General features: G+C 70.0%; 20 protein-coding genes. 13 read left to right on the top strand and 7 right to left on the bottom strand.

Translation table 11 applies throughout. From position 1 onward, the window contains the following. From frc to ABZ396_RS35365, 4 genes are all read left to right on the top strand, one after another. Positions 1 to 978 (top strand): formyl-CoA transferase (gene frc, locus ABZ396_RS35380; RefSeq protein ID WP_359186704.1); only part of this gene is annotated, 978 nt, incomplete at its 5' end. A gap of 4 nt (positions 979 to 982) precedes the next feature. Beyond that, a complete protein-coding gene (locus ABZ396_RS35375; RefSeq protein ID WP_358919888.1) occupies positions 983 to 3127 on the top strand; it encodes an acetate--CoA ligase family protein in 2145 nt (714 codons plus the stop codon). Positions 3128 to 3251: 124 nt separating this feature from the next. Next, complete coding sequence (locus ABZ396_RS35370; RefSeq protein WP_358919889.1) at positions 3252 to 4640, top strand: OFA family MFS transporter; 1389 nt, start codon at positions 3252 to 3254, stop codon at positions 4638 to 4640. A gap of 1 nt (position 4641) precedes the next feature. After that, complete coding sequence (locus ABZ396_RS35365; RefSeq protein WP_358919891.1) at positions 4642 to 6039, top strand: OFA family MFS transporter; 1398 nt, start codon at positions 4642 to 4644, stop codon at positions 6037 to 6039. A gap of 260 nt (positions 6040 to 6299) precedes the next feature. Here ABZ396_RS35365 and ABZ396_RS35360 read toward each other — a convergent pair whose 3' ends face one another. The 4 genes from ABZ396_RS35360 to ABZ396_RS35345 form a co-directional block, all read right to left on the bottom strand. Continuing rightward, a complete protein-coding gene (locus ABZ396_RS35360; RefSeq protein WP_358919893.1) occupies positions 6300 to 6977 on the bottom strand; it encodes a GntR family transcriptional regulator in 678 nt (225 codons plus the stop codon). 130 nt (positions 6978 to 7107) lie between these two features. Further along, positions 7108 to 8055: a beta-ketoacyl-ACP synthase III gene (locus tag ABZ396_RS35355; protein ID WP_358919895.1), complete on the bottom strand. Its 948-nt coding sequence runs from the start codon at positions 8053 to 8055 to the stop codon at positions 7108 to 7110. 147 nt (positions 8056 to 8202) lie between these two features. Further along, on the bottom strand, positions 8203 to 8337 hold the full coding sequence (locus ABZ396_RS35350) for a hypothetical protein (protein WP_358919897.1): 135 nt from the start codon (positions 8335 to 8337) through the stop codon (positions 8203 to 8205). Further along, positions 8312 to 9643: an OFA family MFS transporter gene (locus ABZ396_RS35345; RefSeq protein WP_358919899.1), complete on the bottom strand. Its 1332-nt coding sequence runs from the start codon at positions 9641 to 9643 to the stop codon at positions 8312 to 8314. The genes ABZ396_RS35350 and ABZ396_RS35345 overlap by 26 nt, the downstream gene beginning before the upstream one ends. 227 nt (positions 9644 to 9870) lie before the next feature. Here ABZ396_RS35345 and ABZ396_RS35340 point away from each other — a divergent pair, with 227 nt between their 5' ends. Genes ABZ396_RS35340 through fdhD form a run of 5 tightly spaced genes read left to right on the top strand, consistent with a single transcriptional unit; the run spans position 9871 to position 16303 of the window. Beyond that, positions 9871 to 10842 (top strand): 2-dehydropantoate 2-reductase, encoded by a 972-nt coding sequence (locus tag ABZ396_RS35340; RefSeq protein ID WP_358919901.1) that lies wholly within the window; start codon positions 9871 to 9873, stop codon positions 10840 to 10842. After that, the gene (locus tag ABZ396_RS35335) at positions 10839 to 12767 is read left to right on the top strand and encodes a molybdopterin-dependent oxidoreductase (protein ID WP_358919903.1); all 1929 of its coding nucleotides are present in this window, start codon (positions 10839 to 10841) and stop codon (positions 12765 to 12767) included. The genes ABZ396_RS35340 and ABZ396_RS35335 overlap by 4 nt, the downstream gene beginning before the upstream one ends. 5 nt (positions 12768 to 12772) lie before the next feature. Beyond that, the gene (locus ABZ396_RS35330; RefSeq protein ID WP_358919905.1) at positions 12773 to 14590 is read left to right on the top strand and encodes an NADH-ubiquinone oxidoreductase-F iron-sulfur binding region domain-containing protein; all 1818 of its coding nucleotides are present in this window, start codon (positions 12773 to 12775) and stop codon (positions 14588 to 14590) included. Then, complete coding sequence (locus ABZ396_RS35325) at positions 14587 to 15447, top strand: 2Fe-2S iron-sulfur cluster-binding protein (RefSeq protein ID WP_358919907.1); 861 nt, start codon at positions 14587 to 14589, stop codon at positions 15445 to 15447. Before ABZ396_RS35330 ends, ABZ396_RS35325 begins: the two co-directional genes overlap by 4 nt. Positions 15448 to 15454: 7 nt before the next feature. Beyond that, positions 15455 to 16303, top strand: a complete 849-nt coding sequence (gene fdhD / locus ABZ396_RS35320) for a formate dehydrogenase accessory sulfurtransferase FdhD (protein WP_358919909.1) — start codon at positions 15455 to 15457, stop codon at positions 16301 to 16303. A gap of 71 nt (positions 16304 to 16374) precedes the next feature. Here the strand turns inward: fdhD and ABZ396_RS35315 are convergent, their stop codons facing one another. Then, positions 16375 to 17199 carry a LysR substrate-binding domain-containing protein gene (locus tag ABZ396_RS35315; protein ID WP_358919911.1) on the bottom strand — a complete coding sequence of 275 codons (825 nt, stop codon included), beginning with the start codon at positions 17197 to 17199 and terminating at the stop codon, positions 16375 to 16377. Between the two features lie 139 nt (positions 17200 to 17338). Here ABZ396_RS35315 and ABZ396_RS35310 point away from each other — a divergent pair, with 139 nt between their 5' ends. Next, complete coding sequence (locus ABZ396_RS35310; RefSeq protein WP_358919913.1) at positions 17339 to 18058, top strand: SDR family oxidoreductase; 720 nt, start codon at positions 17339 to 17341, stop codon at positions 18056 to 18058. A 4-nt stretch (positions 18059 to 18062) separates the two neighbouring features. On the opposite strand, the gene ABZ396_RS35305 is transcribed toward ABZ396_RS35310, so the two are convergent. Next, positions 18063 to 18590 (bottom strand): isochorismatase family protein, encoded by a 528-nt coding sequence (locus ABZ396_RS35305; RefSeq protein WP_358919915.1) that lies wholly within the window; start codon positions 18588 to 18590, stop codon positions 18063 to 18065. Between the two features lie 471 nt (positions 18591 to 19061). Continuing rightward, positions 19062 to 20084, bottom strand: a complete 1023-nt coding sequence (locus tag ABZ396_RS35300) for a bile acid:sodium symporter family protein (protein ID WP_358919917.1) — start codon at positions 20082 to 20084, stop codon at positions 19062 to 19064. Between the two features lie 186 nt (positions 20085 to 20270). Between ABZ396_RS35300 and ABZ396_RS35295 the strand changes: the two genes are divergently transcribed. The 3 genes from ABZ396_RS35295 to ABZ396_RS35285 all read left to right on the top strand — a co-directional run bounded on the left by ABZ396_RS35295 (position 20271) and on the right by ABZ396_RS35285 (position 23535). Beyond that, complete coding sequence (locus ABZ396_RS35295; RefSeq protein WP_358919919.1) at positions 20271 to 21137, top strand: LysR substrate-binding domain-containing protein; 867 nt, start codon at positions 20271 to 20273, stop codon at positions 21135 to 21137. Between the two features lie 21 nt (positions 21138 to 21158). Continuing rightward, the gene (locus ABZ396_RS35290) at positions 21159 to 21461 is read left to right on the top strand and encodes a hypothetical protein (protein WP_358919920.1); all 303 of its coding nucleotides are present in this window, start codon (positions 21159 to 21161) and stop codon (positions 21459 to 21461) included. A 247-nt stretch (positions 21462 to 21708) separates the two neighbouring features. Continuing rightward, complete coding sequence (locus ABZ396_RS35285) at positions 21709 to 23535, top strand: long-chain fatty acid--CoA ligase (protein ID WP_358919922.1); 1827 nt, start codon at positions 21709 to 21711, stop codon at positions 23533 to 23535. The last annotated feature ends 321 nt before the right edge of the window (positions 23536 to 23856 follow it).

Here is a 23856-nt window from a genome sequence, read left to right as displayed (position 1 = left end):
CTGATCCGCCGCTCGGACGTCATGGTCGAGAACTTCGGCCCCGGCGCGGTCGACCGGATGGGCTTCACCTGGGACCGCATCAAGGAGATCAACCCCCGGATCGTGTACGCCTCCATCAAGGGCTTCGGCGAAGGCCCGTACACCAACTTCAAGGCGTACGAGGTCGTCGCCCAGGCCATGGGCGGCTCGATGGCCACCACCGGCTTCGAGGACGGCCCGCCACTGGCGACGGGCGCGCAGATCGGTGACTCGGGCACGGGCGTGCATGCAGTGGCCGGGATACTGGCGGCACTCTTCCAGCGTGAGCGGACCGGCCGCGGCCAGCGGGTCAATGTCGCCATGCAGCACGCCGTGCTCAATCTCTGCCGGGTGAAGCTGCGCGACCAGCAGCGGCTCGTGCACGGGCCGCTCGCCGAGTACCCCAACGAGGACTTCGGCGACGAGGTGCCCCGGTCCGGCAACGCCTCCGGCGGCGGCCAGCCCGGCTGGGCGGTGCAGTGCGCGCCGGGCGGCCCGAACGACTACGTGTATGTGATCGTGCAGCCCGTCGGCTGGCAGCCGGTCACGCAGCTGATCGGCCGGCCCGAACTCGCGGACGACCCCGAGTGGGCGACCCCGGAGGCCCGCCTCCCCAAGCTCAACAAGATGTTCCAGCTGATCGAGGAGTGGTCCTCGACGCTCCCCAAGTGGGAGGTGCTGGAGAAGCTCAACGCCCACAACATCCCGTGCGGGCCGATCCTGTCCACCAAGGAGATCATCGAGGACGAGTCGCTGGTCGCCAACGAGATGGTGGTCACCGTCCCGCACCCCGAGCGCGGCGAGTTCGTCACCGTGGGCAGCCCGCTCAAGCTCTCCGACTCCCCCGTGGACGTGACCGGTTCACCGCTGCTGGGCGAGCACAACGAAGAGGTCTTCATCGGCGAACTCGGCCTCGGTGACGAAGAGTTGCGCCTGCTCAAGTCGAACGGAGTGATCTGACGTGATGGCAGAGGACCGGGAGCTGCGGGTCCGCGCGCTCCTCGGCTCCGTGCGCGCCGAGGGCCGCGGTGCCCTCACCGCGCCCGAGGGCAAGGTGGTCGCCGACGCGTACGGGATCGCCGTGCCGGGCGAGGAGCTGGCGACCGACGTCGACGAGGCGGTTGCGTACGCGGCGCGCTTCGGCGGGCCGGTGGTGATGAAGATCGTCTCGCCGGACATCCTGCACAAGACCGACGCGGGCGGGGTGATCGTCGGCGTCGAGGGCGCGGCGGACGTGCGCGCGGCCTTCCACCGGATCGTCGAGAACGCGAGGGCGTACGACGCCGCCGCCCGGATCGAGGGCGTCCAGGTCCAGGAGTTGCTGCCGAAGGGCCTGGAGGTCATCGTCGGCGCGGTCACCGACCCGACGTTCGGGAAGGTCGTCGCCTTCGGGCTCGGTGGTGTGCTGGTCGAGGTGCTGAAGGACGTGACCTTCCGGCTCGCGCCCGTCACCGCCGACGAGGCGCTGTCGATGCTGGACTCCATCAAGGCGGCCGAGGTGCTGCGCGGGGTGCGCGGGCAGGCCGGCGTGGACCGCTGGGCGATCGCCGAGCAGATCCGGCGGGTCTCCCAACTGGTCGCGGACTTCCCGGAGATCGCCGAGGTGGACCTCAACCCGGTGATCGCCACCCCGGAGGGAGCGGTCGCCGCCGACATCCGGATCATCCTCGCGGAGGAGCAGCCGCCGCCGCGCAGGAAGTACGGGCGCGAGGAGATCCTCACCTCGATGCGCCGGCTGATGCAGCCCCGCTCGGTCGCCGTGATCGGCGCCTCCAACGAGCAGGGCAAGATCGGCAACTCGGTGATGCGCAACCTCGTCGACGGCGGTTTCGCCGGGGAGATCCATCCGGTGAACCCCAAGGCCGATGACATTCTGGGCCGTAAGGCGTACAAGAGTGTCACGGAAGTTCCCGGTGATGTGGACGTGGCGGTCTTCGCCATTCCCGCCAAGTTCGTGGCAGCGGCACTGGAGGAGGTGGGCCGGAAGAAGATCCCCAACGCCGTCCTGATCCCCTCCGGTTTCGCGGAGACCGGCGAACACGAGCTCCAGGCCGAGATCGTGGCGATCGGCGAGCGGTACGGCGTCCGGCTGCTCGGCCCGAACATCTACGGCTACTACTCGACCTGGCAGGACCTGTGCGCCACGTTCTGCACGCCGTACGACGTGAAGGGCTCAGTCGCGCTGACCTCGCAGTCGGGCGGTATCGGCATGGCGATCCTGGGCTTCGCCCGCACCACGAAGACGGGTGTGTCGGCGATCGTCGGCCTCGGCAACAAGTCGGACCTGGACGAGGACGACCTGCTGACCTGGTTCGGGGAGGACCCGCACACCGAGTGCATCGCGATGCACCTGGAGGACCTCAAGGACGGCCGCGCCTTCGTGGAGGCCGCGCGGGCGACCGTACCGAGGAAGCCGGTCGTGGTCCTCAAGGCGGGCCGTACGGCGGCCGGTGCCAAGGCGGCCGGTTCGCACACCGGAGCGCTCGCGGGCGACGACGCGGTGTACGACGACATCCTGCGGCAGGCGGGCGTCATCCGGGCGCCGGGCCTGAACGACATGCTGGAGTACGCGCGCGGCCTGCCGGTGCTGCCGGCCCCGCAGGGCGACAACGTCGTGATCATCACCGGTGCGGGCGGCAGTGGTGTGCTCCTGTCCGACGCCGTCACCGACAACGGTCTGTCCCTGATGGAGATACCGCCGGACCTGGACGAGGCGTTCCGTCGCTTCATCCCGCCCTTCGGAGCCGCGGGCAACCCGGTGGACATCACGGGCGGCGAGCCGCCGTCGACGTACGAGGCGACGATCCGGCTCGGTCTCGAGGACCCGCGCATCCACGCACTCGTGCTCGGCTACTGGCACACCATCGTCACCCCGCCGATGGTGTTCGCGGAGCTGACCGCGCGCGTGGTGGCGGAGTTCCGGGAGCGGGGCATCGAGAAGCCGGTCGTCGCCTCGCTCGCGGGGGACGTCGAGGTCGAGGAGGCCTGCCAGTACCTCTACGAGCGGGGGGTCGTGGCGTATCCGTACACGACCGAACGGCCGGTGGCCGTGCTCGGCGCCAAGTACCGCTGGGCGCGGGCGGCCGGACTGTTGGGGGGCGGCTCATGACGTAGCCGAGGAGGGGGCCGGCCGGCGGTGCGCTGCGGCCGGCCCCCGGGACTCGTGCGCGCACGAAAGGCATTGGACAGGGGGCGCTGGCCAGAGCTTTCGACGCAAGGGGTGCTGAGCGAACATGTCATCCATCGATCTATCGACGTCCGTCCCTTTCAGGGAGGTGACGGACCGCAACGGCCGCACGTACCGGATCGGCGAGAGCGATGTCGATCTGATGGGCCGGGCACGCAAGTGGATGGTCATCCTGCCCTGGGTGGGCATGATGGGCATCAGCTCCGCCGAGTACGCGTTCACGTCGGCGGAGGACACGCTGCACGAGGCGCATCTGTGGAGCAGCGGGCACATCTTCTGGCTGATGGGCGTCTGGGTGTTCTTCCAGGCGGCCGTGGCCTTCCCGGCCGGGCAACTGCGGGAGAGCGGACGGCTCCCCGCCCGCACGGCCATGCTGATCGGCGCGGTCGGCACGCTGCTGGGCTATCTGTCGCTGGCGTTCGCGCCGAACGTGATGGTCGCCTATGCCGGCTTCGGCATGTGCAGCGGTATCGGCGCCGGTCTTGTCTACGCGACCTGCGTGAACATGGTCGGCAAGTGGTATCCGGAGCGCAAGGGCGGCAAGACGGGCTTCGTGAACGGCGGTTTCGCCTACGGGTCCGTGCCGTTCGTGTTCCTGTTCACCTCGGTCCTCGACCTGAGCAACTACAAGGTGCTGCTCTCCGCGGTCGGCATCGGGCTGTGCCTGGTGGTGGCGTCGGCCGGCTGGTTCTTCAAGGACCCGCCGAAGAACTGGTGGCCGCCGCACGTCGACCCGCTGAAGGCCACTCAGGACCCGCGGATACGGCGGGCGTTGGAGAAGAACCCCCCGGCAGTCAAGCAGTACACCCCGAAGGAGGCAGCTCGGACGCCCGTCCTGTGGATGATGTGGTTCTGTCTGCTGTGCACGGCGGGCATCAATATCTTCGGCATCGCCTTCCAGGTGCCGTTCGGCAAGGACATGGGGTTCGCGGGCGGGATCGTCGCCACCGCGATGTCGTTGAAGGCGATCGTCAACGGCACCGGGCGCGGCGTCATCGGCTGGATCTCCGACCGGTACGGCCGCCGCAACACCCTGATCATCGTCTGCATCGTGCTCGGCAGCGCGCAGTTCGGTGTGCTGGTCTCCGGCCAGATGGGCAGCATGCCGTTCTTCCTGTTCTGCTCCATGGTCTCCGGTTTCGGCGGAGGGGCGATCTTCCCTCTCTTCGCGGCCATGACGGCGGACTACTTCGGTGAGAACAACAACGCCACCAACTACGGAATGGTCTACAGCTCCAAGCTGATCTCCGGCCTGGTGGGCTCCGGTCTGGGCGCGGTCGTCGTGGGTGAGTGGGACTACCACGGCGCGTTCGTGCTCGCGGGCTCCGTCGGCCTGGCCTCCGCAGTGCTGGCGATCTTCCTCAAGGCACCGGGCAGGCCCGACGCCCGGCGCATCGTCCCCAATCCGCATCCGCTCGGCGAGGAGATGGCCTGACATGACGGCAGACCCCGTAGCCCCGAACAGCACCGGCGCCGAACGGCGTCCATACCGTGAAGTGACTGACGCCCGTGGCCGGGTGTACCGCATCGGGGAGACCGACCGGGACATCCTCGGCCACTCCCGCAACTTCATGGTGTATCTCCCGTGGTTGGCCATGATGGCCATCAGCGTCTTCGAGTACGCGTACGGCTCCGCGGAGGACACCCTGTCCCACGCACACGGCTGGACGCAGTCCAACACCTTCTGGATCCTGAGCATCTGGGTGTTCTTCCAGGCCGGCATCGCCTTCCCGGCGGGCTGGTTGCGGGAGAAGGGCATCCTTACCGCACGCCGGGCCATGTACACCGGATCCGTGATGTGCCTCATCGGGTTCCTGGCGCTGTCGCACATCAGCGAGATATGGCTGGCGATCATCGGCTTCGGTGTGATCGGCGGTCTCGGCTCCGGCCTGGTGTACGCGACCTGCATCAACATGGTCGGCAAGTGGTTCCCCGAACGCCGGGGCGCCCGCACGGGCTTCGTGAACGGCGGCTTCGCGTACGGCTCGCTCCCGTTCATCTTCATCTTCAACTACGCCTTCGACACGGCGAACTACCACCGGGTCCTGGACCTGATCGGCGTTTATGTGATGGCGGTCGTCCTGGTCTCGGCGTTCTTCTTCAAGGACCCGCCGAAGAACTGGTGGCCGGCCGACATCGACCCGCTCTCCCAGTCGGGCGACAGCAAGAACGCCACGGCTCTCGCGAAGAACCCGCCCGCGGTAAAGCAGTTCACCCCGAAGGAGGCTATCCGCACCGGCATGCTCCCGCTGATGTGGATCGCCATCGTGATGACGGCGGGCGTCTCGATCTTCGGTATCTCGTTCCAGGTGGACTTCGCCAAGGACGTCGGCTTCGGCCCGCTGGTCGCGGCCTCCTCGATGGGCGTGATGGCGGTCATCAACGGGATCGGCCGGGGCGTGGTGGGCTGGCTCTCCGACCGCCTGGGCCGGAAGCCGACGCTGGTCTTCGTCATCGTGGTGCTGGGCCTCGCCCAGTTCGGCGTGATCTGGGCCGGTGACATCAAGAGCGAGTGGCTGTTCCTGTTCTTCGCCTTCCTCTCCGGCTTCGGCGGCGGCGCCTTCTATCCGCTCTTCGCCGCCCTCACCCCGGACTACTTCGGCGAGAACTACAACGCCACCAACTACGGCCTGGTCTACAGCGGCAAGCTCATCAGCGGCCTGTTCGGCGGCGGCCTCGGCTCCATGGTGGTCGGCGCCTGGGGCTACAACGGGGCGTACGCCCTGGCCGGCGGCATCTCGATGCTGGCGGCCGGAGTGGCCCTGCTGCTGAGGCAGCCGGGCCGCGGAACGAGCGCGAAGGTGGGGGCGATACAGCCACAGACGGCAACCTGACGGTTCCCCTTCCGCACTGCGCTACGGGGGGCTGGTCCGCTCGCATAAAAGCGGGCTGGTCACCCGCCGACCCTCGGGAGTGAGTGTTCTCGGAGGTGAGTCCCGGACCGGTGTCCGGGACTCAGCCGTTTCCGACTTCGGTCCGCTCAGCCGTTCGCGGTCCGAAGAGCGGGATCAGCGGCCGTAGATAGTTCACGCAGCCGCGCTCCCACCCCCATGCCTGCTGATGGCCGGTGCTCACCGGGGGTGCACTGGCCGGGTCAGGACTTCGCGCGTTCGTGGTATGAGCGCCGGGTGTGTTCGGTGTGTTCGCGCATCAGGCTGCTCGCCAACTGCTCGTCGCGGGCCGTGATCGCCGCGATCATTTCGCGGTGTTCGATCCAGGACTGGCGGCCGCGCTGGCGGGCCACCGGGGTGTAGTACCAGCGGACCCGGCGGTCTACCTGGGCGGCGAGTTCGGCGAGGACCGCGTTGCCGGCCAGGTCCATGATCTTGGCGTGGAACACGGCGTTCAGGGCGACGGCTCCGTCCACGTCGTCCGCGGCGACAGCCTTCTCGCCCTCGGCGCACAGGGATTCCAGCGCCGCCACTCCCGCGCTGCCCGCGTTGGCCGCCGCCAGCCGCGCCGCCTCGGCCTCCAGCAGCGTGCGTACCGTGAGGAGCTGGTCGGCCTCCTCCTCCGTGGGCTCGTGGACGAACGCGCCCTGAGCGGGCCGCAGATCGACCCAGCCCTCGGTGTTCAGGCGCTGCAGCGCCTCGCGCACCGGTTGCCGGGAGACGCCGAGGTGCGTGGCCAGTTCACTCTCGACGAGGTGCTGGCCGGGCTGGAGAGCGCGGGTGGTGATGAGTTCCAGCAGTGCCTGGTAGACGCGGTCGCGGAGCGGGCCGGGCCGTTCCAGTTTGGGCACCGCACCCTGCGGCAGTCCGGCTGACAACATCGGGTCCCCCTTCGGCAAGCAGCCGTACAACACACGGACTCTCAGTATCGATTGTCTATCGTCTACAGTCTACGGCGCACAACCGCCAGGGGAAGCGGAAGTTGGGCACGTCACACCGCAGAACGCGCCCTCAGGGACACCGCACGACCTGCCCCGCGTACGACAGGTTGCCGCCGAAGCCGAACAGCAGGACCGGGTCGCCGCCGGAGACGCTGCCCTGCTCGACCAGCTTGGACAGCGCGAGGGGGATGCTCGCGGCTGAGGTGTTCCCCGATTCGGTGACGTCGCGGGCGACCACCGCGTTGACCGCGCCGATCTTCTGGGCGAGCGGCTCGATGATCCGCAGGTTGGCCTGGTGCAGGACGACGGCCGCGAGGTCGGCGGGTTCCACCCCGGCCTTCTCGCAGGCGCGCCGGGCAATGGGCGGCAGCTGGGTGGTGGCCCAGCGGTAGACGCTCTGTCCCTCCTGCGCGAACCGCGGCGGGGTGCCCTCGATCCGTACGGCGTGGCTCATCTCCGGGACGGAGCCCCACAGCACCGGCCCGATCCCGGGCTCCTCACCGGGCCCGCAGGCCTCGACCACGGCGGCTCCGGCTCCGTCGCCGACCAGCACGCACGTCGTACGGTCGGTCCAGTCCGTCACCTCGGACATCTTGTCGGCGCCGATGACCAGGGCCCGGGTGGCGGCCCCGGCCCGTACGGTGTGGTCGGCGGTGGCGAGTGCGTGGGTGAAGCCGGCGCAGACGACGTTGACGTCCATCGCGGCGGGCCGCGGGACGCCGAGCCGGGCGGCGACGCGGGCGGCGGTGTTCGGGGAGCGGTCGATCGCGGTGGAGGTGGCGACCAGGACCAGGTCGATGTCAGCGGGGGTGAGACCGGCCGCGGCCAGGGCCTTGGCTGCGGCGTGCGCGGCGAGTTCGTCGACGGGTTCGTCGGGGCCTGCGATGTGCCGGGTGCGGATGCCCACCCGGCTGCGGATCCACTCGTCACTGGTGTCGACCATGCCCGCCAGGTCCTCGTTGGTGAGCACCTTGGCGGGCTGGTAGTGGCCGACGGCGGCGATGCGCGAGCCGTTCATGGGTGGTGGGTCCCCCTCGTTGCCTCGGTGTGGGCCCACCAGTCTGTTCAGTGACTCACGGGTACGACGGCATGTAAGGCCACAGGAAACGGGCGCCCGAGTTGTCGGCTTCTTGCAGACCCTCGGACGCCCGAGCATCCTTCTGGTTCACCCGTTGAACAGTTGTGTCGCTTTCTGCACGAGTTCGTACACTCCGTAGGCGAAGGGCGCGCCCACCCAGAGCCAGGCGACGGCGATGAGCCAGCGCCGGTCGGGCTCAGGCTGGCTGCTGTCGTTCGACATCGACGGCCTCCTCCCTGGGTGCGGGGATGTGGTGGCGGACGTTGACGGGCCGGACCAGCTCGTTGGCGACGAACCCGATGACGAGCAGTCCGATCATGATGCCGAAGGACAGGGTGTACAGGTCGGAGCCGTGCTTGCCGGCGTGCTTCTGGTGGTCGGCGATCCAGTTGACGATCAGCGGCCCGAGCACACCGGCCGTGGACCAGGCGGTGAGCAGCCGGCCGTGGATGGCGCCGACCTGGTAGGTGCCGAAGAGGTCCTTCAGATAGGCGGGGACGGTGGCGAAGCCGCCGCCGTAGAAGGAGAGGATCACCAGCGCGCAGAGGATGAACAGCGGCTTGGAGGAGTCCCCGAACAGCGTGATGAGCAGGTACATCAGCGCGCCGACGCCGAGGTAGACGCGGTAGATGTTCTTGCGGCCGATCAGGTCGGAGGTGGACGACCAGCCGATGCGGCCCGCCATGTTGGCGGCGGACAGCAAGGCTACGAACCCGGCCGCCGCTGACACCGACACCGGCGTGGAGCTGTCGGCGAAGAAGTCCGTGATCATCGGGGCGGCCTTCTCCAGGATGCCGATGCCCGCGGTCACGTTCATGCAGAGCACGACCCACAGGCACCAGAACTGCGGGGTGCGGATCGCGTTGTTCGCGGAGACCTGCACGCCCTCGAAGGCGCTCGGCGCGTCCGCGACCGGCCGCTCCGTGCGCGGCACCCGGATCAGCAGCACGCCGAGGGTCATGAAGACGGCGTACACCAGCCCGTGCACCAGGAAGGCGAGGGCGATGCCATCGTTGTCACTGCCGAAGGACGAGAGCATCTGCGCGGACCAGGGCGATGCGATCAGCGCGCCACCGCCGAAGCCCATGATGGCGATTCCGGTGGCCATGCCGGGCCGGTCCGGGAACCACTTGATCAGGGTGGAGACGGGCGAGATGTAGCCGATGCCGAGGCCGATGCCGCCGACGAAGCCGTAGCCGAGGACGATCAGCCAGTACTGCTTGGTCTCGGCGCCGAGCGCGGAGATCAGGAAGCCGCTGGAGAAGCAGACCAGGGCGACCGTCATGGCCCAGCGCGGTCCGTTGCGCTCGACGAGGGTGCCGCCGAACGCGGCGGACAGACCGAGCATCACGATCGCGAGCTGGAAGGGCAGCGCGCTCTGGGTGCCGTTGAGGTTCAACGCGGCTTCGAGCGGCGGCTTGAAGACGCTCCAGGCGTAGGCCTGGCCGATGGAGAGATGGACGGAGAGTGCGGCGGGCGGGACGAGCCATCGGCTCCAGCCCGGTGGTGCTACAGGGGGGCTGCTCATGAATCCCGAACGCTAGGGCCAGGCCAGGGTGGTTGAGAACCCAACAGCTTGATCGTATGCGATGAGCGGTATGCAGAAAGCGCCGAACGGTCACTGTCCGAGCCCTTGTCGCCCTCGACCCCATACTGTAGACAATATTTCGTCGACACGATACGGCCTGGGCTCTACAGGATCCGGCCCACGAGAGGCCACCTCCGCGGTATCCCTCAAACCGAACGGAGTGTTCCGTGAAAGTCGCAGTTCTCGGCGCCGGTGCGATCGGCGCCTACGTCGGTGCCGCGCTCCACCGCGCGGGCGCCGATGTGCATCTCATCGCCCGTGGACCCCATCTGGCGGCCATGAGGCAGTACGGAGTACGGGTGCTGAGCCCGCGCGGCGACTTCACCGCGCACGCCCACGCCACCGACGACCCGGCCGACATCGGCCCGGTCGACTACGTCTTCCTGGGGCTGAAGGCCAACTCGTACGCGGCGTGCGGGCCGCTGATCGAGCCGCTGCTGCACGAGCGCACGGCGGTGGTCGCGGCCCAGAACGGCATCCCCTGGTGGTACTTCCACCGGCACGGCGGCCCCTACGACGGCCACCGTGTCGAGAGCGTCGACCCGGGCGGCACGGTCAGCGCCGTGCTCGCCCCCGAACGCGCCGTCGGCTGTGTGGTCTACGCGGCCACCGAGCTGCAGGCCCCGGGCGTGGTACGGCACCTGGAAGGCACCCGGTTCTCGATCGGCGAGCCCGACCGCAGCGTGTCCAATCGCTGTCTGCGGCTCAGCGAGGCGATGCAGACCGGCGGGCTGAAGTGCCCGGTGGAGCCGGACCTGCGCAACGACATCTGGCTCAAGCTGCTCGGGAACATCTCCTTCAACCCGATCAGCGCGCTGGCCCGGGCCACCATGCGGCAGATGTGCCTGCACGGCGGCACCCGCCGGGTCATCGAGGTCATGATGCGCGAGACGCTCTCGGTCGCCGAGGCGCTCGGCTGTGAGGTCGGTGTCTCCATCGAACGCCGGCTCGCGGGCGCCGAGAAGGTCGGCGACCACCGCACCTCCACCCTCCAGGACCTGGAGCGCGGCAAGCCGCTCGAACTCGACGTGCTCCTCGCGGCCGTCGTCGAACTGGCGGAGATCACCGGCGTGGAGGTGCCTACCCTGCGCACCGTGCACGCCATCTCGGACCTGCTCGCGCTGAGGAGCGCCGCATGAAGAGCACCAGGAAGCGTGAACCGAAGACCTACACCCGTCTCACCCACCCCCTGGTGCGGGACTCCCGTGAGGAGCCGTTCCGGCGGGCGAGCTGGGAGGAGGCCCTGGACCGCGCGGCCCGCGGCCTGGACCGCAACCGCGGGGCGTTCGGGATGTTCTCCTGCGCCCGCGCCACCAACGAGATGAACTACGTGGCCCAGAAGTTCGCCCGGGTGGTGATGAGCACCAACAACGTCGACTCCTGCAACCGGACCTGTCACGCGCCGAGCGTCGCAGGTCTGTCGGCCGCCTTCGGCTCGGGCGGCGGCACGTCCTCGTACGAGGAGATCGAGCACACCGACGTCATCGTGATGTGGGGCTCCAACGCCCGCTTCGCGCACCCGATCTTCTTCCAGCACGTGCTGAAGGGCATCAGGAACGGCGCCCGGATGTACGTCGTCGACCCGCGGCGCACGTCGACCGCCGAGTGGGCGGAGAGCTGGCTCGGCCTGAACGTCGGCACGGACATCGCGATGGCGCACGCGGTCGGCCGGGAGATCATCCGCGCGGGGCTGGCCAACGAGGCGTTCATCAAGCGGGCGACGAGCGGCTTCGAGGAGTACAAGGCGCTCGTCGAGCCGTGGACGCTGTCGCTCGCGGAGAAGGTGACGGGCGTACCGGCCGCCGCCATCAGGGAGTTGGCGCACGCCTACGCCCGCGCCGAGCGCGCCCAGCTGTGCTGGACCCTCGGTATCACCGAGCACCACAACGGCACCGACAACGTCCGAGCCCTGATCAACCTGTCCCTGCTCACCGGCCAAGTCGGCCGCTACGGCGCCGGGTTGCAGCCGCTGCGCGGCCAGAACAACGTGCAGGGCGGCGGCGACATGGGCGCGATCCCCAACCGGCTGCCCGGCTTCCAGGACATCCTCGACCCGCACATCCGGCTGAAGTTCGAGTCGGCCTGGGACACGGTCATCCAGCCGCACTACGGGCTGAACCTCACCGAGATGTTCGAGGCGATGGAGGAGGGCACGCTCAAGGCGGTCTACTGCATCGGCGAGAACCCCGCCCAGTCGGAGGCGGACAGCGAGCAGGCGATGCGCCGCCTGCGGGCCCTGGACTTCCTGGTCGTCCAGGACATCTTCCTCACCAGGACGGCGGAACTGGCGGACGTGGTGCTGCCCGCGACCGCGGGCTGGGCGGAGACCGAGGGCACCACCACCAACAGTGAACGGCGGGTTCAGCGGGTGCGCCGGGCCGTGACCCCGCCCGGCGAGGCCCGCGAGGACATCGACATCATCTGCGACCTCGCCACCCGCCTCGGCCACGACTGGAAGTACGCCGACGCGGAAACCGTCTGGAACGAGCTCAGGTCGGTGTCCCCGGACCACTACGGGATGACCTACGACCGGCTCGTGGAGCACCAGGGCATCCAGTGGCCGTGCCCGAGCACCGAGCGGCTCGAACCGGCCTATCTGCACGCCAGATTGTGGGAGACGGACCCGGCGCGGCGCGGGACGCCGGCCCCCTTCGGCCTGGTCCAGCACGATCCGCCGGTCGATCTCACCGACGCGGAATACCCCGTCCGGCTCACCACCGGGCGGCGGCTCGACTCCTACAACACCGGGGTGCAGAGCGGCGGTTACGCCTCCCCGCTGCGGCGCGGCGAGTACATCGAGCTGTGCCCGGAGGACGCCGAGCGGTACGGGGTCGCGGTCGGCGAGGAGGTCCGGGTGTCCTCGCGGCGGGGCTTCGTGGTGGCCCCGGTCTGGGTCGACACGGCACTGCGCCCCGGTCTCGCCTTCATGACCATGCACTTTCCCGACGAGGTGGACACCAACCAGCTGACGATCGAGGCCAACTGCCCGATCGCGGGGACGGCGGAGTTCAAGGCGTCGGCGATCCGTATCGAGAAGCTCCCGGTCGCGACCATCGTGAGGTGACGTAAGTGGATCTGCGCTTCGGCGGCAGCAAACCGACGGACGAGGAACGGGCAGCCGTCGACGCCCTGCTCGGCCCCCCGGAGTCCTCCTGGGAGGGCGCCGACCGCTCCGACGCCGACTTGAGGTGGGCGCGCGGCGGCCGTACGGCCCGGGACCGCCGCGACCTGCTGTTGCCGGGGCTGCACGCGATCAACGACCGCGTCGGCTGGATCAGCGAGGGCGCTCTCGACTACCTCTGCCGACGCCTGACGGTCCCGCCGGCCGAGGCCTACGGCGTCGCCACCTTCTACGCGATGTTCTCCGTCAAGCCCCGCCCGGCGACCGTGCTGCACGTCTGTACGGACCTGGCGTGCGCGGCGGCCGGGGCTCCGGAGCTGTGCGCCGCCGTCGAAAGGGGTCTCGGCCCCGGGGTGCACATCGAACGCAGCCCCTGCCTGGGCCTGTGCGAGCGCGCTCCGGCCGCCCTGGCGATCCGGGCCGGGGACCCGGTGCGTACGGCGGTGTCGGCTCCGGCGACCGTGGGCACGGCCCTCCTCGCGGCCACCGCGCCCGACTCGGCACCCGAGGAGCCGCCCGCCGCGGCGGCCGTACCCCAGGCGGGACAGGAGGGGCTTGTCCTCCTCAGGAGAGTCGGCGTGGTCGACCCGTCGTCCCTCGACGACTATCGCGCCCACGGCGGCTACACCGCCCTGCGTCAGGCCTTCGGCCTCGGGCCCGCCGGGGTCATCCGTGAGGTCACCGACTCCGGTCTGGTCGGGCGCGGTGGCGCCGCCTTCCCCACCGGCCGCAAATGGCAGGCCACGGCGTCCCAGCCGGACCATCCGCACTACCTGGTCTGCAACGCCGACGAGTCGGAGCCGGGCACCTTCAAGGACCGCGTGATCATGGAGGGCGACCCGTACGCGCTCGTGGAGGCGATGACGATCGCGGCGTACGCGACCGGCGCGCACCGGGGCTTCCTCTACATCCGCGGTGAGTATCCGCGGGCCATACACCGTATGCAGAACGCGGTCGACCAGGCCCGCTCCCGTGGTCTGCTCGGCGACGACATCCTCGGCCAGGGCTTCGCCTTCGACATCGAGATCCGGCGCGGCGCCGGGGCGTACATCTGCGGTGAGGAGACGGCCCTGTTCAACTCCATCGAGGGGTACCGGGGCGAGCCGCGCCCCAAGCCTCCGTTCCCGGTGGAGAAGGGGCTGTTCGGCAGGCCGACGGTCGAGAACAACGTGGAGACGCTGGTCAACGTCCTGCCGATCCTGACCATGGGCGCCCCGGCGTACGCGGCGATCGGGACCGCCAAGTCCACCGGCCCCAAACTGTTCTGCGTGTCGGGAAGCGTGGAACGACCCGGCATCTACGAGCTCCCCTTCGGCGCCACGCTCGGCGAGCTCCTCCAGCTGGCCGGAGTCCGGCACGACCTGCGGGCGGTGCTGCTCGGCGGGGCCGCGGGCGGCTTCGTACGGCCGGACGAACTCGGCATCCCGCTCACCTTCGAGGGCACCAGGGAGGCGGGCACCACGCTCGGCTCGGGTGTGGTCATGGCCTTCGACGACACCGTGCCCCTCCCCCGGCTCCTGCTCCGGATCGCCGAGTTCTTCCGCGACGAGTCCTGCGGGCAGTGCGTGCCCTGCCGTGTCGGGACCGTCCGGCAGGAGGAGGCGCTGCACCGGATCGTCGCGCGCACCGGCGCCGACGCGGCCGGGGACATCGCCCTGCTGCGCGAGGTCGGCCGGGCGATGCGGGACGCCTCGATCTGCGGTCTCGGCCAGACCGCCTGGAACGCCGTGGAATCCGCCATCGACCGTCTGGGGGCGTACGAATGACCGTCACACCGCTGGGTATCCCGCGCCGGCTGCTGGAGTTCACGATCGACGGCCGGGAGGCGCGGGTCCCGGAGGGCTCGACGATCCTGGACGCCTGCCGGGCGGCCGGGAAGGACATCCCGACCCTGTGCGAGGGCGACACCCTGCGCCCGAAGAACGCCTGCCGGGTGTGCGTGGTGGAGGTGGAGGGGTCTCGGACGCTGGTGCCCGCCTGCTCCCGCAAGGCCGAGCCGGGCATGGTCGTGAAGACCGACACCGAACGTGCCCGGCACAGCCGCAGGATCGTCCTGGAACTGCTGGCCTCCTCTGTCGATATGTCGACGACCCCGCGGGTCGCCGAGTGGATCAAGGAGTACGAGGCGAAACCGGACCGCTTCGGCCCCGACGCGGCCCGCCTCAACGAGGAACCCAAGGTCGACAACGATCTGTATGTGCGCGACTACGACAAGTGCATCCTCTGCTACAAGTGCGTGGACGCCTGCGGCGACCAGTGGCAGAACAGTTTCGCGATCTCCGTGGCCGGGCGCGGCTTCGACGCCCGGATCGCCGTGGAACACGACGCCCCGCTGACCGACTCGGCCTGTGTCTACTGCGGGAACTGTGTGGAGGTCTGTCCCACCGGGGCGCTGTCGTTCAAGTCGGAGTTCGACATGCGTGCGGCGGGTACCTGGGACGAGTCGCGGCAGACGGAGACCACCACCGTGTGCGCGTACTGCGGCGTGGGCTGCAACCTCACGCTCCACGTGCAGGACAATGAGATAGTCAAGGTCACCTCGCCGCACGACAACCCGGTGACCCACGGCAATCTCTGCATCAAGGGCCGTTTCGGCTACCAGCACGTACAGAACCGGGGCTGATCAGAACATGGGACGAGTCACGGAACGACGCAAGGTCATCCGCATCCGCGACGGAGCGGTCTCCGCCCGGCCGGACACACTCGTCGCCGAGGAACCGCTGGAGATCAGACTCAACGGGAAACCCCTGGCGATCACGATGCGCACGCCCGGCGACGACTTCGCGCTGGCGGCCGGCTTCCTGGTGAGCGAAGGAGTACTGGCGACCGCCGAAGATCTGCAGAACATCGTCTACTGTGCCGGGGCGACCGTAGACGGCTCCAACACCTACAACGTCGTCGACGTGCGGACCACGCCGGGCGTCAAGCTCCCTGACTTCACCCTGGAGCGGAACGTCTACACCTCCTCGTCCTGCGGGCTGTGCGGCAAGGCGAGCCTCGACGCGGTGCGTACGACGGCTCGCTGGCCGATCGCCGACAGTCCCCCGGTCCGGGTCGAACCCGGGCTGCTCGCGAGCCTCCCCGACCGGCTCCGCGCATCCCAGCAGGTGTTCGACCGGACCGGGGGGCTGCATGCGGCGGCCCTGTTCACCGAGGAGGGGGAGCTGGTGGACATCCGGGAGGACGTCGGCCGGCACAACGCGGTCGACAAACTGGTCGGGCGGGCCCTGCAGAACGGCGACCTGCCGCTGTCCCGCACGATCCTGCTGGTCTCCGGGCGGGCCTCCTTCGAGCTGGCGCAGAAGGCGGTGATGGCGGGCATCCCGCTGCTGGCGGCGGTCTCCGCGCCGTCCTCGCTGGCGGTGGACCTGGCGGTGGAGACCGGGCTGACCCTGGTCGGTTTCCTGCGGGGCAGCAACATGAACGTGTACGCGGGCGAGGACCGCATCGCCCTGCGGGCCGCGGCCGCCCAGGGCTGACCGGCTCCCCGCGGCACGGCGGCGGGGCCCCGACCGACGGGGAGCGCCCCCTGCGCCGCAGGGGCCCCGCCTCAGTCGGGCACCGCGACGCCGGCCGCGGCCTCGGCGAACGCGGCGATCAGCGGAGAGTAGCGGCCTGCCGCCCAGGCCAGCAGCACCCGGTCGGGTTCGGCGTCGGCGACCGGGACGTAGACGATGTCCGGGCGGGAGTACTGCTCGGCGACCGAGTGCGGCACCAGTGTGATGCCGGTGCCCGCGGCCACGCACTCGAACTTCTCCTCGATGGTGTGCAGCGGCAGGTCGCCGGGCCGGGGGTCGTTGTAGCGCAGCCATCGCTCGCCGTCGAGGTCGGTGAGCGAGATCTCCGGTTTCCCGGCGAGTCGGTGCTCGCCGGGCAGCATGGCCACGCGGGGCTCGCTGTACAGGGGGCGCAGTGCGAGTCCGTCCTCCCGGACCGGCCGCCGTACGTACCCGATGTCGACGGTGCCGTCGAGGATCAGCCGCTCCTGGTCGTCCCACTCGACCCGGCGGGCGTTCGCCTCGACGTCCGGGTGGGTCGCGGCGAACGCGCGCAGCGCGGGGGTGACGACGACACCGGCCCGGAAGCCCACGACGAGCCGCCGCCGGCCGCGTGCGGCCTGCAGGACGCGGCGCCGGGTGCCGTCGGCGGTGGCCAGCAACTGACGTGCGTCGTCGAGGAGCTGGCGTCCGGCGACGGTCAAGGTGACGCCGTGACTGTCCCGTACGAACAGCTCGGCGCCCAAGTCCTTCTCCAGCGCGCGGATCTGACGGCTGAGCACTGGCTGGGCGATGTGCAGCAACTCGGCCGCCCGGCCGAAGTGGAGGAGTTCGGCGACCGCCACGAAGTAGCGGACCTTGCGCAGATCCAGGTCCATGGCCGTGGCCCCTTTCCCAGGTGGCGATGCCTTCAGGGTATCGCCGACGCCGAAAGAGGTCTTGGACGGCCGCTGCCGCCGGGCCGCAGGCTGGAAGCGTCCGAAAGGGACGGAACACCAGCTTGGAGAGGGGTCGGCCATGCGTCTGCAGGGACAGCGTGTCGTCGTCATCGGAGGTACGTCGGGTATCGGGCTGGCGGTCGCCGAGGGCGCGGCGCGGGAGGGCGCGCGGGTGGTCGTCGCCTCGCGCCGGCAGGAGAGCGTGGACGCGGCACTGAAGGCGCTGCCCGAGGGCGCCGAGGGCCGGGTGCTGGACGCCACGGACGAGGACGCGGTACGCGACTTTTTCGCGCGGCTCGGCGGATACGACCACCTGGTGTATACGGCGGGTGAGTCGCTGCTGCTGGAGACCGTGGCCGAGACGAGCATCGTGGCGGCCCGGCGTTTTCTGGACACCCGGCTGTTCGGCGCGTACACGGCGGTGAAGTACGGCATCGGGTCGATCCGCCCGGGCGGTTCGGTGGTGCTGACCACGGGAACGGCGGGTCGGCGGCCGATGCCCGGTTCGAGCGTCGCGTCGGCGCTGTGCGGGGCGATGGAGTCGCTGACCCGGGCGATGGCCGTGGAGCTGGCGCCGGTGCGGGTCAATGCGGTCTCGCCGGGGGTGGTGCGGACCGAGCTGTGGCGGGATATGCCGGAGGCGGACCGGGAGGGGCTGTTCCTGTCGTCCGCCGAATCGCTGCCGGTGGGGCGGGTCGGCGAGCCGGCGGATGTGGCGGAGGCGTATCTGTACCTGATGCGTGCGGGATACAGCACCGGGTCGGTGGTGGTCGTGGACGGGGGTGGGACGCTGGTCTGAGCGGTCAGGCGGGGGTGAGGCGTACGTCGGCGGCGGTCACGACCGTGCCCAGGCGCGGGAAGTCCAGCCGGACGGACGCCTCGTGCTCTGCGGCCGTGAAGGCGGCCATGGCGTCCGCCACGAAGACGAGGTCGTAGCCGAGGTCGGCGGCGGCACGGGCGGTCGACTCGACGCCGAGGTTGGTGGCGACGCCGCCGAACACCAGGCGAGTGATGCCGAGTTGACGCAGCCGGGCGTCGAGCTCGGTGCCCTGGAAGCCGCCGACGGTGCGCTTGACGATCTCCACGTCCCCTTCTCTGCGGAGTCCGGCCACCAGTCCGCTGCCCGGCGGCTGCTCGGCGAGCGCGGGCCGTTCGACGCGAAGGAGCACCACGGGTGCGCCGGCCGCGCGGAAGGAGTGGGCCAGCGTCTCGGCGGTGTGCAGGACTTCGGTGCCCTTGCGGGGCTCCAGGGGCAGCGCGACGATGCGGTCCATCAGGTCGACGAGGACGAGGGCCGTGCGCGCCGGGTCGAGCGCCAGGGGTGCGGTCATGACGGAACGTTAGCCGTCATCAGCCGTCCGTACCGGAAATCCGGATCAACAGGCCCATGAACTCGTCGCGTTCGACAGCCGACAACACTGGTGACCGAGTCCCGGGCGAACCCCGGCACGATCGCGCCGCGCCCCGCACCGGCAGCTCAGCAGCCGGGCAACCGGCGGGTCGGACAACCGGCGCGCCAGCTGCCGGGCAACCGGCGCGCCAGCAGCCAGGCGTCCCGGTACGACGACGGCCGGGCAACCGGCATGTCAGCGGCCGGACGTCCCGGCGCCGACAGCGGCCCGTGACACCGCCGCGCGGACGGCCGAAGGCGCGGCACGCCAGCTGCCACGCGCCCCGCCGCCGACAGCAGCCCGTGACACCGCCGCGCGGACGACCGAAGGCGCGGCACGCCAGCTGCCACGCGCCCCGCCGCCGACAGCAGCCCGTGACACCGCCGCGGGGACGACCGGAGGCGCGGCGCCTCAGCGGCGGGGCCTCCCGGCGCTGACGGCGGTCCGTGACTCCGCCGCGGGGGCGGCCGGGGGTGCGGCGGCCTCCTGGGCCTCCGGGTCCTGGGCGCGACGCTTGGCGATGACCGCGCACACCATGAGCTGCATCTGGTGGAAGAGCATCAGCGGCAGCACGGCCAGCGAGGCGTGCGCGCCGAACAGGACACTGGCCATGGGCAGTCCGGAGGCGAGGGACTTCTTCGACCCGGCGAACTGGATGGCGATGCGGTCCCCACGCCCGAAGCCGAGCGCCTTCGCGCCGTACCAGCTCAGGATGAGCATCACGGCCAGCAGCACGGCCTCGACGGCGAGTAGTTCGGCCAGCCGGACGGCGCTGACCTGGTGCCAGACGCCCCGGACCATGCCCTCGCTGAACGCGGTGTAGACGACGATCAGGATCGAGCCGCGGTCGACCAGCCCGAGGACCTTCTTGTGCCGGGCGACGAACTTGCCGATCCATGGGCGCAGCAGCTGTCCGGCGACGAACGGCACCAGCAACTGAAGGACGACCTGGACGATCGAGTCCGTGGAGAAGCCGCCCCCACTGCTGCCGAGCAGCCCCGCGGCGAGCAGCGGGGTGAGCACGATGCCGATCAGCGAGGAGAAGGAACCGGCGCAGATCGCGGCGGGCACGTTGCCCCGGGCGATCGAGGTGAAGGCGATCGACGACTGGATGGTCGAGGGCACCAGCGTGAGGAAGAGGAGGCCCTGGTAGAGCGGCTGGGTGAGCAGCACGGGCACCAGACCGCGGGCGGCCAGGCCGAGCACCGGGAAGATCACGAAGGTGCAGACCAGGACCGTGACATGGAGCCGCCAGTGCCGCAGTCCGTCGACGGCCTCGCGGGTGGAGAGACGGGCGCCGTAGAGGAAGAAGAGGAAGGCGATCGCGGTCGTGGAGGCGCCGGAGGCCACGTCGGCGGCGGTGTCCCGGGCCGGGAGGAGACCGGCGACGCATACCGTCCCGAGCAACAGCAGGAGGTATGGGTCGATCGGCATCCAACGGGGCCAGCTCAGGCGTTTCACGGTGCTCCACTTGCGGTCAGTCAATGCTGTCGTGCCGGCGCGTACGCCGGGCTCTCGGCGGTGGCCAAGAGGCCCCCTTCCATCGTCCTCCTCCGGCTCCTGATCGGGAATCCGGCATACCGTTCTGACTGCCATCGCGTTCCGCGATAACCTGTTCGAGTGTATGAGCCTTCACAGCTGCGAACCTTCCTTGCGGTGGCCCAGACGCTCAGCTTCACCCAGGCCGCCCGCCGCCTGGGACTGCGCCAGTCGACGGTCAGCCAGCACGTGCGCCGTCTGGAGGACGCGGCAGGCCGCCAGCTGTTCTCCCGGGACACGCACTCCGTGGAACTGACCGACGACGGCGAGGCCATGCTGGGGTTCGCCCGCCGGATCCTGGAGGTGCACGAGCAGGCCGCGGCATTCTTCACGGGTACCCGGGTGCGCGGCCGGCTCCGCTTCGGCGCGTCGGAGGACTTCGTCCTCACCCGGCTGCCGGAGATCCTGGAGGGCTTCCGCTACGACCACCCCGAGGTCGACCTGGAACTGACGGTGGAGCTGTCGGGCACCCTGCACGAGCAGCTGGCAGCCGGGAAGCTGGACCTGGTCCTGGCCAAGCGGCGCGCGGAGGATCCGCTGGGCGAGCTGGTCTGGCACGACGACCTGGTGTGGATCGGTGCGGAACGGCTCCGTCTGGATCCCGACCGCCCGGTCCCGCTGATCGTCTATCCCCCGCCGGGCATCACCCGCGCCCTGGCCCTGGAGGCGCTGGAGCGCCAGGGCCGCGACTGGCGCATCGTCTGCACGAGCGGCAGCCTCAACGGTCTGATCGCGGCGGCCCGGGCCGGCCTGGGCGTGATGGCCCACTCGAAGCGCCTGGTCCCGCCGGGGCTGTTCCGTGTCCCGGACCGGGCGGCCCTCCCGGAGCTGGGCAAGATCGACTTCGTGCTGGTGCACGGCCAACGGCGTTCACCGGCACAGACGGCGGCGGACGCGCTGGCGGCGGCGATCCTCACCGGCGGCGAGCGTCTGCACCGCACCCGCTAGGTGTATTGATCACGAGCGTGGTTGACACGCGCTGGGCTTGGTCATGGCGAAGACCTCCCGGACGACCGGCGCGCTGCCGCACGACGCGGCGCACACGCCGGCGGGCGGCGGTGCCGGGGGCTGCGGGGCACCTTCGCCGAGCACACCCCGCGCACGGCCTTCGCCTCGGGACTGAACGGCGCCCTGAAGGCGATGGGGGGTGCCGCGGTGGTGGCCGGCGCGCTGGTCCTGGTGCTGGGTGCGGGCGCCTCGGTCAGCAAGCGGAGTAACGAAATCCGCCCCGCTGGCGCAGACTTCGGAGGAGGCGTCGGCACCCGAGCCTGACCGGCGGGTAACCGGCCGGGGGCCGTGATCGGGTCGTACAGATTCAGTGGAGATTACAGAGCCGAAACTTACGGAACCGTAAGGAATCTGTCCGACCCTTCCCTATGTGAGCGCATTTTCCCAGTGCTGAGCCGACCATACGGGAGCAATGCTCGTTTTGGCACCCCCTCCCGCAGGGTCTTGCGGTGGGGTAGCTTTCACGGCGCTGTGCGGAGCGTGACTGGGGAGCGAGAAGCGGGAGCGGGGTTTGCGCGAGTTCACCAACCCGCCGTTGGCGTCGGCACCGCCGGTCGGCGGTCTGGCCGACTGCGTGTTCGAGCATGCCCTGACGGACCCGCTGCACATCGCCCTGGGCCGCAAGGACGAACTCGGCCAGTGGCGTGATGTGACCGCGTCCGAGTTCCGCGACGAGGTCCTGGCCCTCGCCAAGGGCCTGCTGGCCCGCGGCATCCGGTTCGGCGACCGGGTCGCCATCATGTCCCGCACCCGCTACGAGTGGACGCTGTTCGACTTCGCCCTGTGGACGATCGGCGCCCAGGTCGTGCCGGTCTATCCCACGTCGTCGGCCGAGCAGTGCTTCTGGATGCTGTACGACGCCGAGTGCACGGCCGCCGTCGTCGAGCACGAGGACCACGCGATGACGATCGCCACCGTCATCGACCGGCTGCCGCAGCTGCGCCAGCTGTGGCAGCTGGACTCGGGCGCGGTGCAGGAGCTGTACGACGCGGGCGCCCACCTGGACGACGAGGTGGTGCACCGGCACCGGCAGGCGGTCACCCCGGACTCGGTCGCCACGATCATCTACACCTCGGGCACCACCGGCCGCCCGAAGGGCTGTGTGCTGACGCACGGGAACTTCATGTACGAGGCGGACATGGTCGTCGGCCGCTGGGAGTCGGTGTTCCGCGCGAAGAAGGGCGAGGAGGTCTCGACCCTGCTCTTCCTGCCGCTCGCGCATGTCTTCGGCCGCATGGTGGAGGTGGCCGCGATCCGGCACGGTGTCCGCTTCGGCCATCAGCCCCAACTGCACGCGGCCGCGCTGCTGCCCGATCTCGCCGCGTTCCGGCCGACGTTCATCCTGGCCGTGCCCTACATCTTCGAGAAGGTGTTCAACGCGGCCCGGCGCAAGGCGGAGAAGGAGGGCAAGGGCGGGCCCTTCGAGAAGGCGGTCGAGATCGCGGTGAAGTACGCGGACGCGGTCGAGGCGAAGGCGTGGGGCACCGGAGCCGGCCCCTCGGCGTCGCTGCGCCTGCAGCACCAGCTGTTCGACAAGCTCGTCTACTCCAAGGTGCGGGCGGCGATGGGCGGCCGGATCCGCAACGCCATGTCCGGCGGCTCGGCCATGGACCGCAGACTCGGCCTGTTCTTCGCCGGCGCGGGCGTGCACATCTACGAGGGCTACGGCCTGACCGAGTCGACGGCGGCCGCCACCGCCAACCCGCCCGAGCGCACCCGCTACGGCACGGTCGGCCAGGCCATCCCGGGCAGCACCGTGCACATCGCGGACGACGGCGAGATCTGGCTGCACGGCGGCAATGTCTTCCAGGGTTACCTCAACAACCAGAAGGCCACCGACTCCACCCTGCACGACGGCTGGCTGGCCACCGGTGACCTCGGCTCCCTGGACGAGGACGGCTATCTCACCATCACCGGCCGCAAGAAGGAGATCCTGGTGACCTCCGGCGGCAAGAGCGTCTCCCCCGGTGTCCTGGAGGAGCGGGTGCGCGACCATCCGCTGGTCAACCAGTGCATCGTCGTCGGCAACGACCGCCCCTACATCGCCGCCCTGGTCACCCTCGACACCGAGGCCGTCGAGCACTGGCTGCAGATGCGCGGCAAGCCCCGGATGTCCGCGGTCCAGCTGGTGCGCGACGCCGACCTGGAGACCGAGGTGCGGCGCGCGGTGGTGGCCGCAAACACCCTCGTCTCACAGGCCGAGTCGATCCGGACCTTCCGTATCCTCGCCCAGCCGTTCACCGAGGAACACGGTCTGCTGACCCCGTCGCTGAAGCTGAAGCGCAAGGCGATCGAGAACGCCTACGCGGGCGAGGTCGAGGCCCTCTACCGGGCCTGACGGCCTGTCACCTGATGCCGTTCCGGCGTGGACGCTGGTGACAGTCATGGTGCGGGTCAGCGGTCGCCGAGGGCGTAGCCGGTCCCTTCCGGGGCGGTCTCCACGACCTGATAACCAGGGCTTCGCCAGACCTTTTCATCGGATGTCTTCAGAGCGGTTGGGTTTGCCTGGCGGTCTTCGGGATTCGTCGGACGGACCGCGGTCAATGGTCCGGACCCATAACGTCGGAGGCATTTCCGGCCAATATCCATCCCGAGAGGCCGGCTCACCGCTCGGTTCCGGCGGATTCCGATGTCAGGAATGCATCACGGCCGGTGATCG

The organism is Streptomyces sp. NPDC005866 (genome assembly GCF_040629895.1).
Taxonomy (GTDB): domain Bacteria; phylum Actinomycetota; class Actinomycetes; order Streptomycetales; family Streptomycetaceae; genus Streptomyces.
The sequence above is the reverse complement of the archived record's forward strand: the minus strand, read 5'-3'. Positions and strand labels throughout refer to the sequence as shown.

Coding starts and splice junctions, on each gene's coding strand:
- ABZ396_RS35375 (WP_358919888.1), top strand. CDS start 983: ATGGCAGAGGACCGGGAGCTGCGGGTCCGCGCGCTCCTCGGCTCCGTG.
- ABZ396_RS35370 (WP_358919889.1), top strand. CDS start 3,252: ATGTCATCCATCGATCTATCGACGTCCGTCCCTTTCAGGGAGGTGACG.
- ABZ396_RS35365 (WP_358919891.1), top strand. CDS start 4,642: ATGACGGCAGACCCCGTAGCCCCGAACAGCACCGGCGCCGAACGGCGT.
- ABZ396_RS35360 (WP_358919893.1), bottom strand. CDS start 6,977: ATGTTGTCAGCCGGACTGCCGCAGGGTGCGGTGCCCAAACTGGAACGG.
- ABZ396_RS35355 (WP_358919895.1), bottom strand. CDS start 8,055: ATGAACGGCTCGCGCATCGCCGCCGTCGGCCACTACCAGCCCGCCAAG.
- ABZ396_RS35350 (WP_358919897.1), bottom strand. CDS start 8,337: ATGTCGAACGACAGCAGCCAGCCTGAGCCCGACCGGCGCTGGCTCATC.
- ABZ396_RS35345 (WP_358919899.1), bottom strand. CDS start 9,643: ATGAGCAGCCCCCCTGTAGCACCACCGGGCTGGAGCCGATGGCTCGTC.
- ABZ396_RS35335 (WP_358919903.1), top strand. CDS start 10,839: ATGAAGAGCACCAGGAAGCGTGAACCGAAGACCTACACCCGTCTCACC.
- ABZ396_RS35325 (WP_358919907.1), top strand. CDS start 14,587: ATGACCGTCACACCGCTGGGTATCCCGCGCCGGCTGCTGGAGTTCACG.
- fdhD (WP_358919909.1), top strand. CDS start 15,455: ATGGGACGAGTCACGGAACGACGCAAGGTCATCCGCATCCGCGACGGA.
- ABZ396_RS35315 (WP_358919911.1), bottom strand. CDS start 17,199: ATGGACCTGGATCTGCGCAAGGTCCGCTACTTCGTGGCGGTCGCCGAA.
- ABZ396_RS35310 (WP_358919913.1), top strand. CDS start 17,339: ATGCGTCTGCAGGGACAGCGTGTCGTCGTCATCGGAGGTACGTCGGGT.
- ABZ396_RS35305 (WP_358919915.1), bottom strand. CDS start 18,590: ATGACCGCACCCCTGGCGCTCGACCCGGCGCGCACGGCCCTCGTCCTC.
- ABZ396_RS35300 (WP_358919917.1), bottom strand. CDS start 20,084: ATGCCGATCGACCCATACCTCCTGCTGTTGCTCGGGACGGTATGCGTC.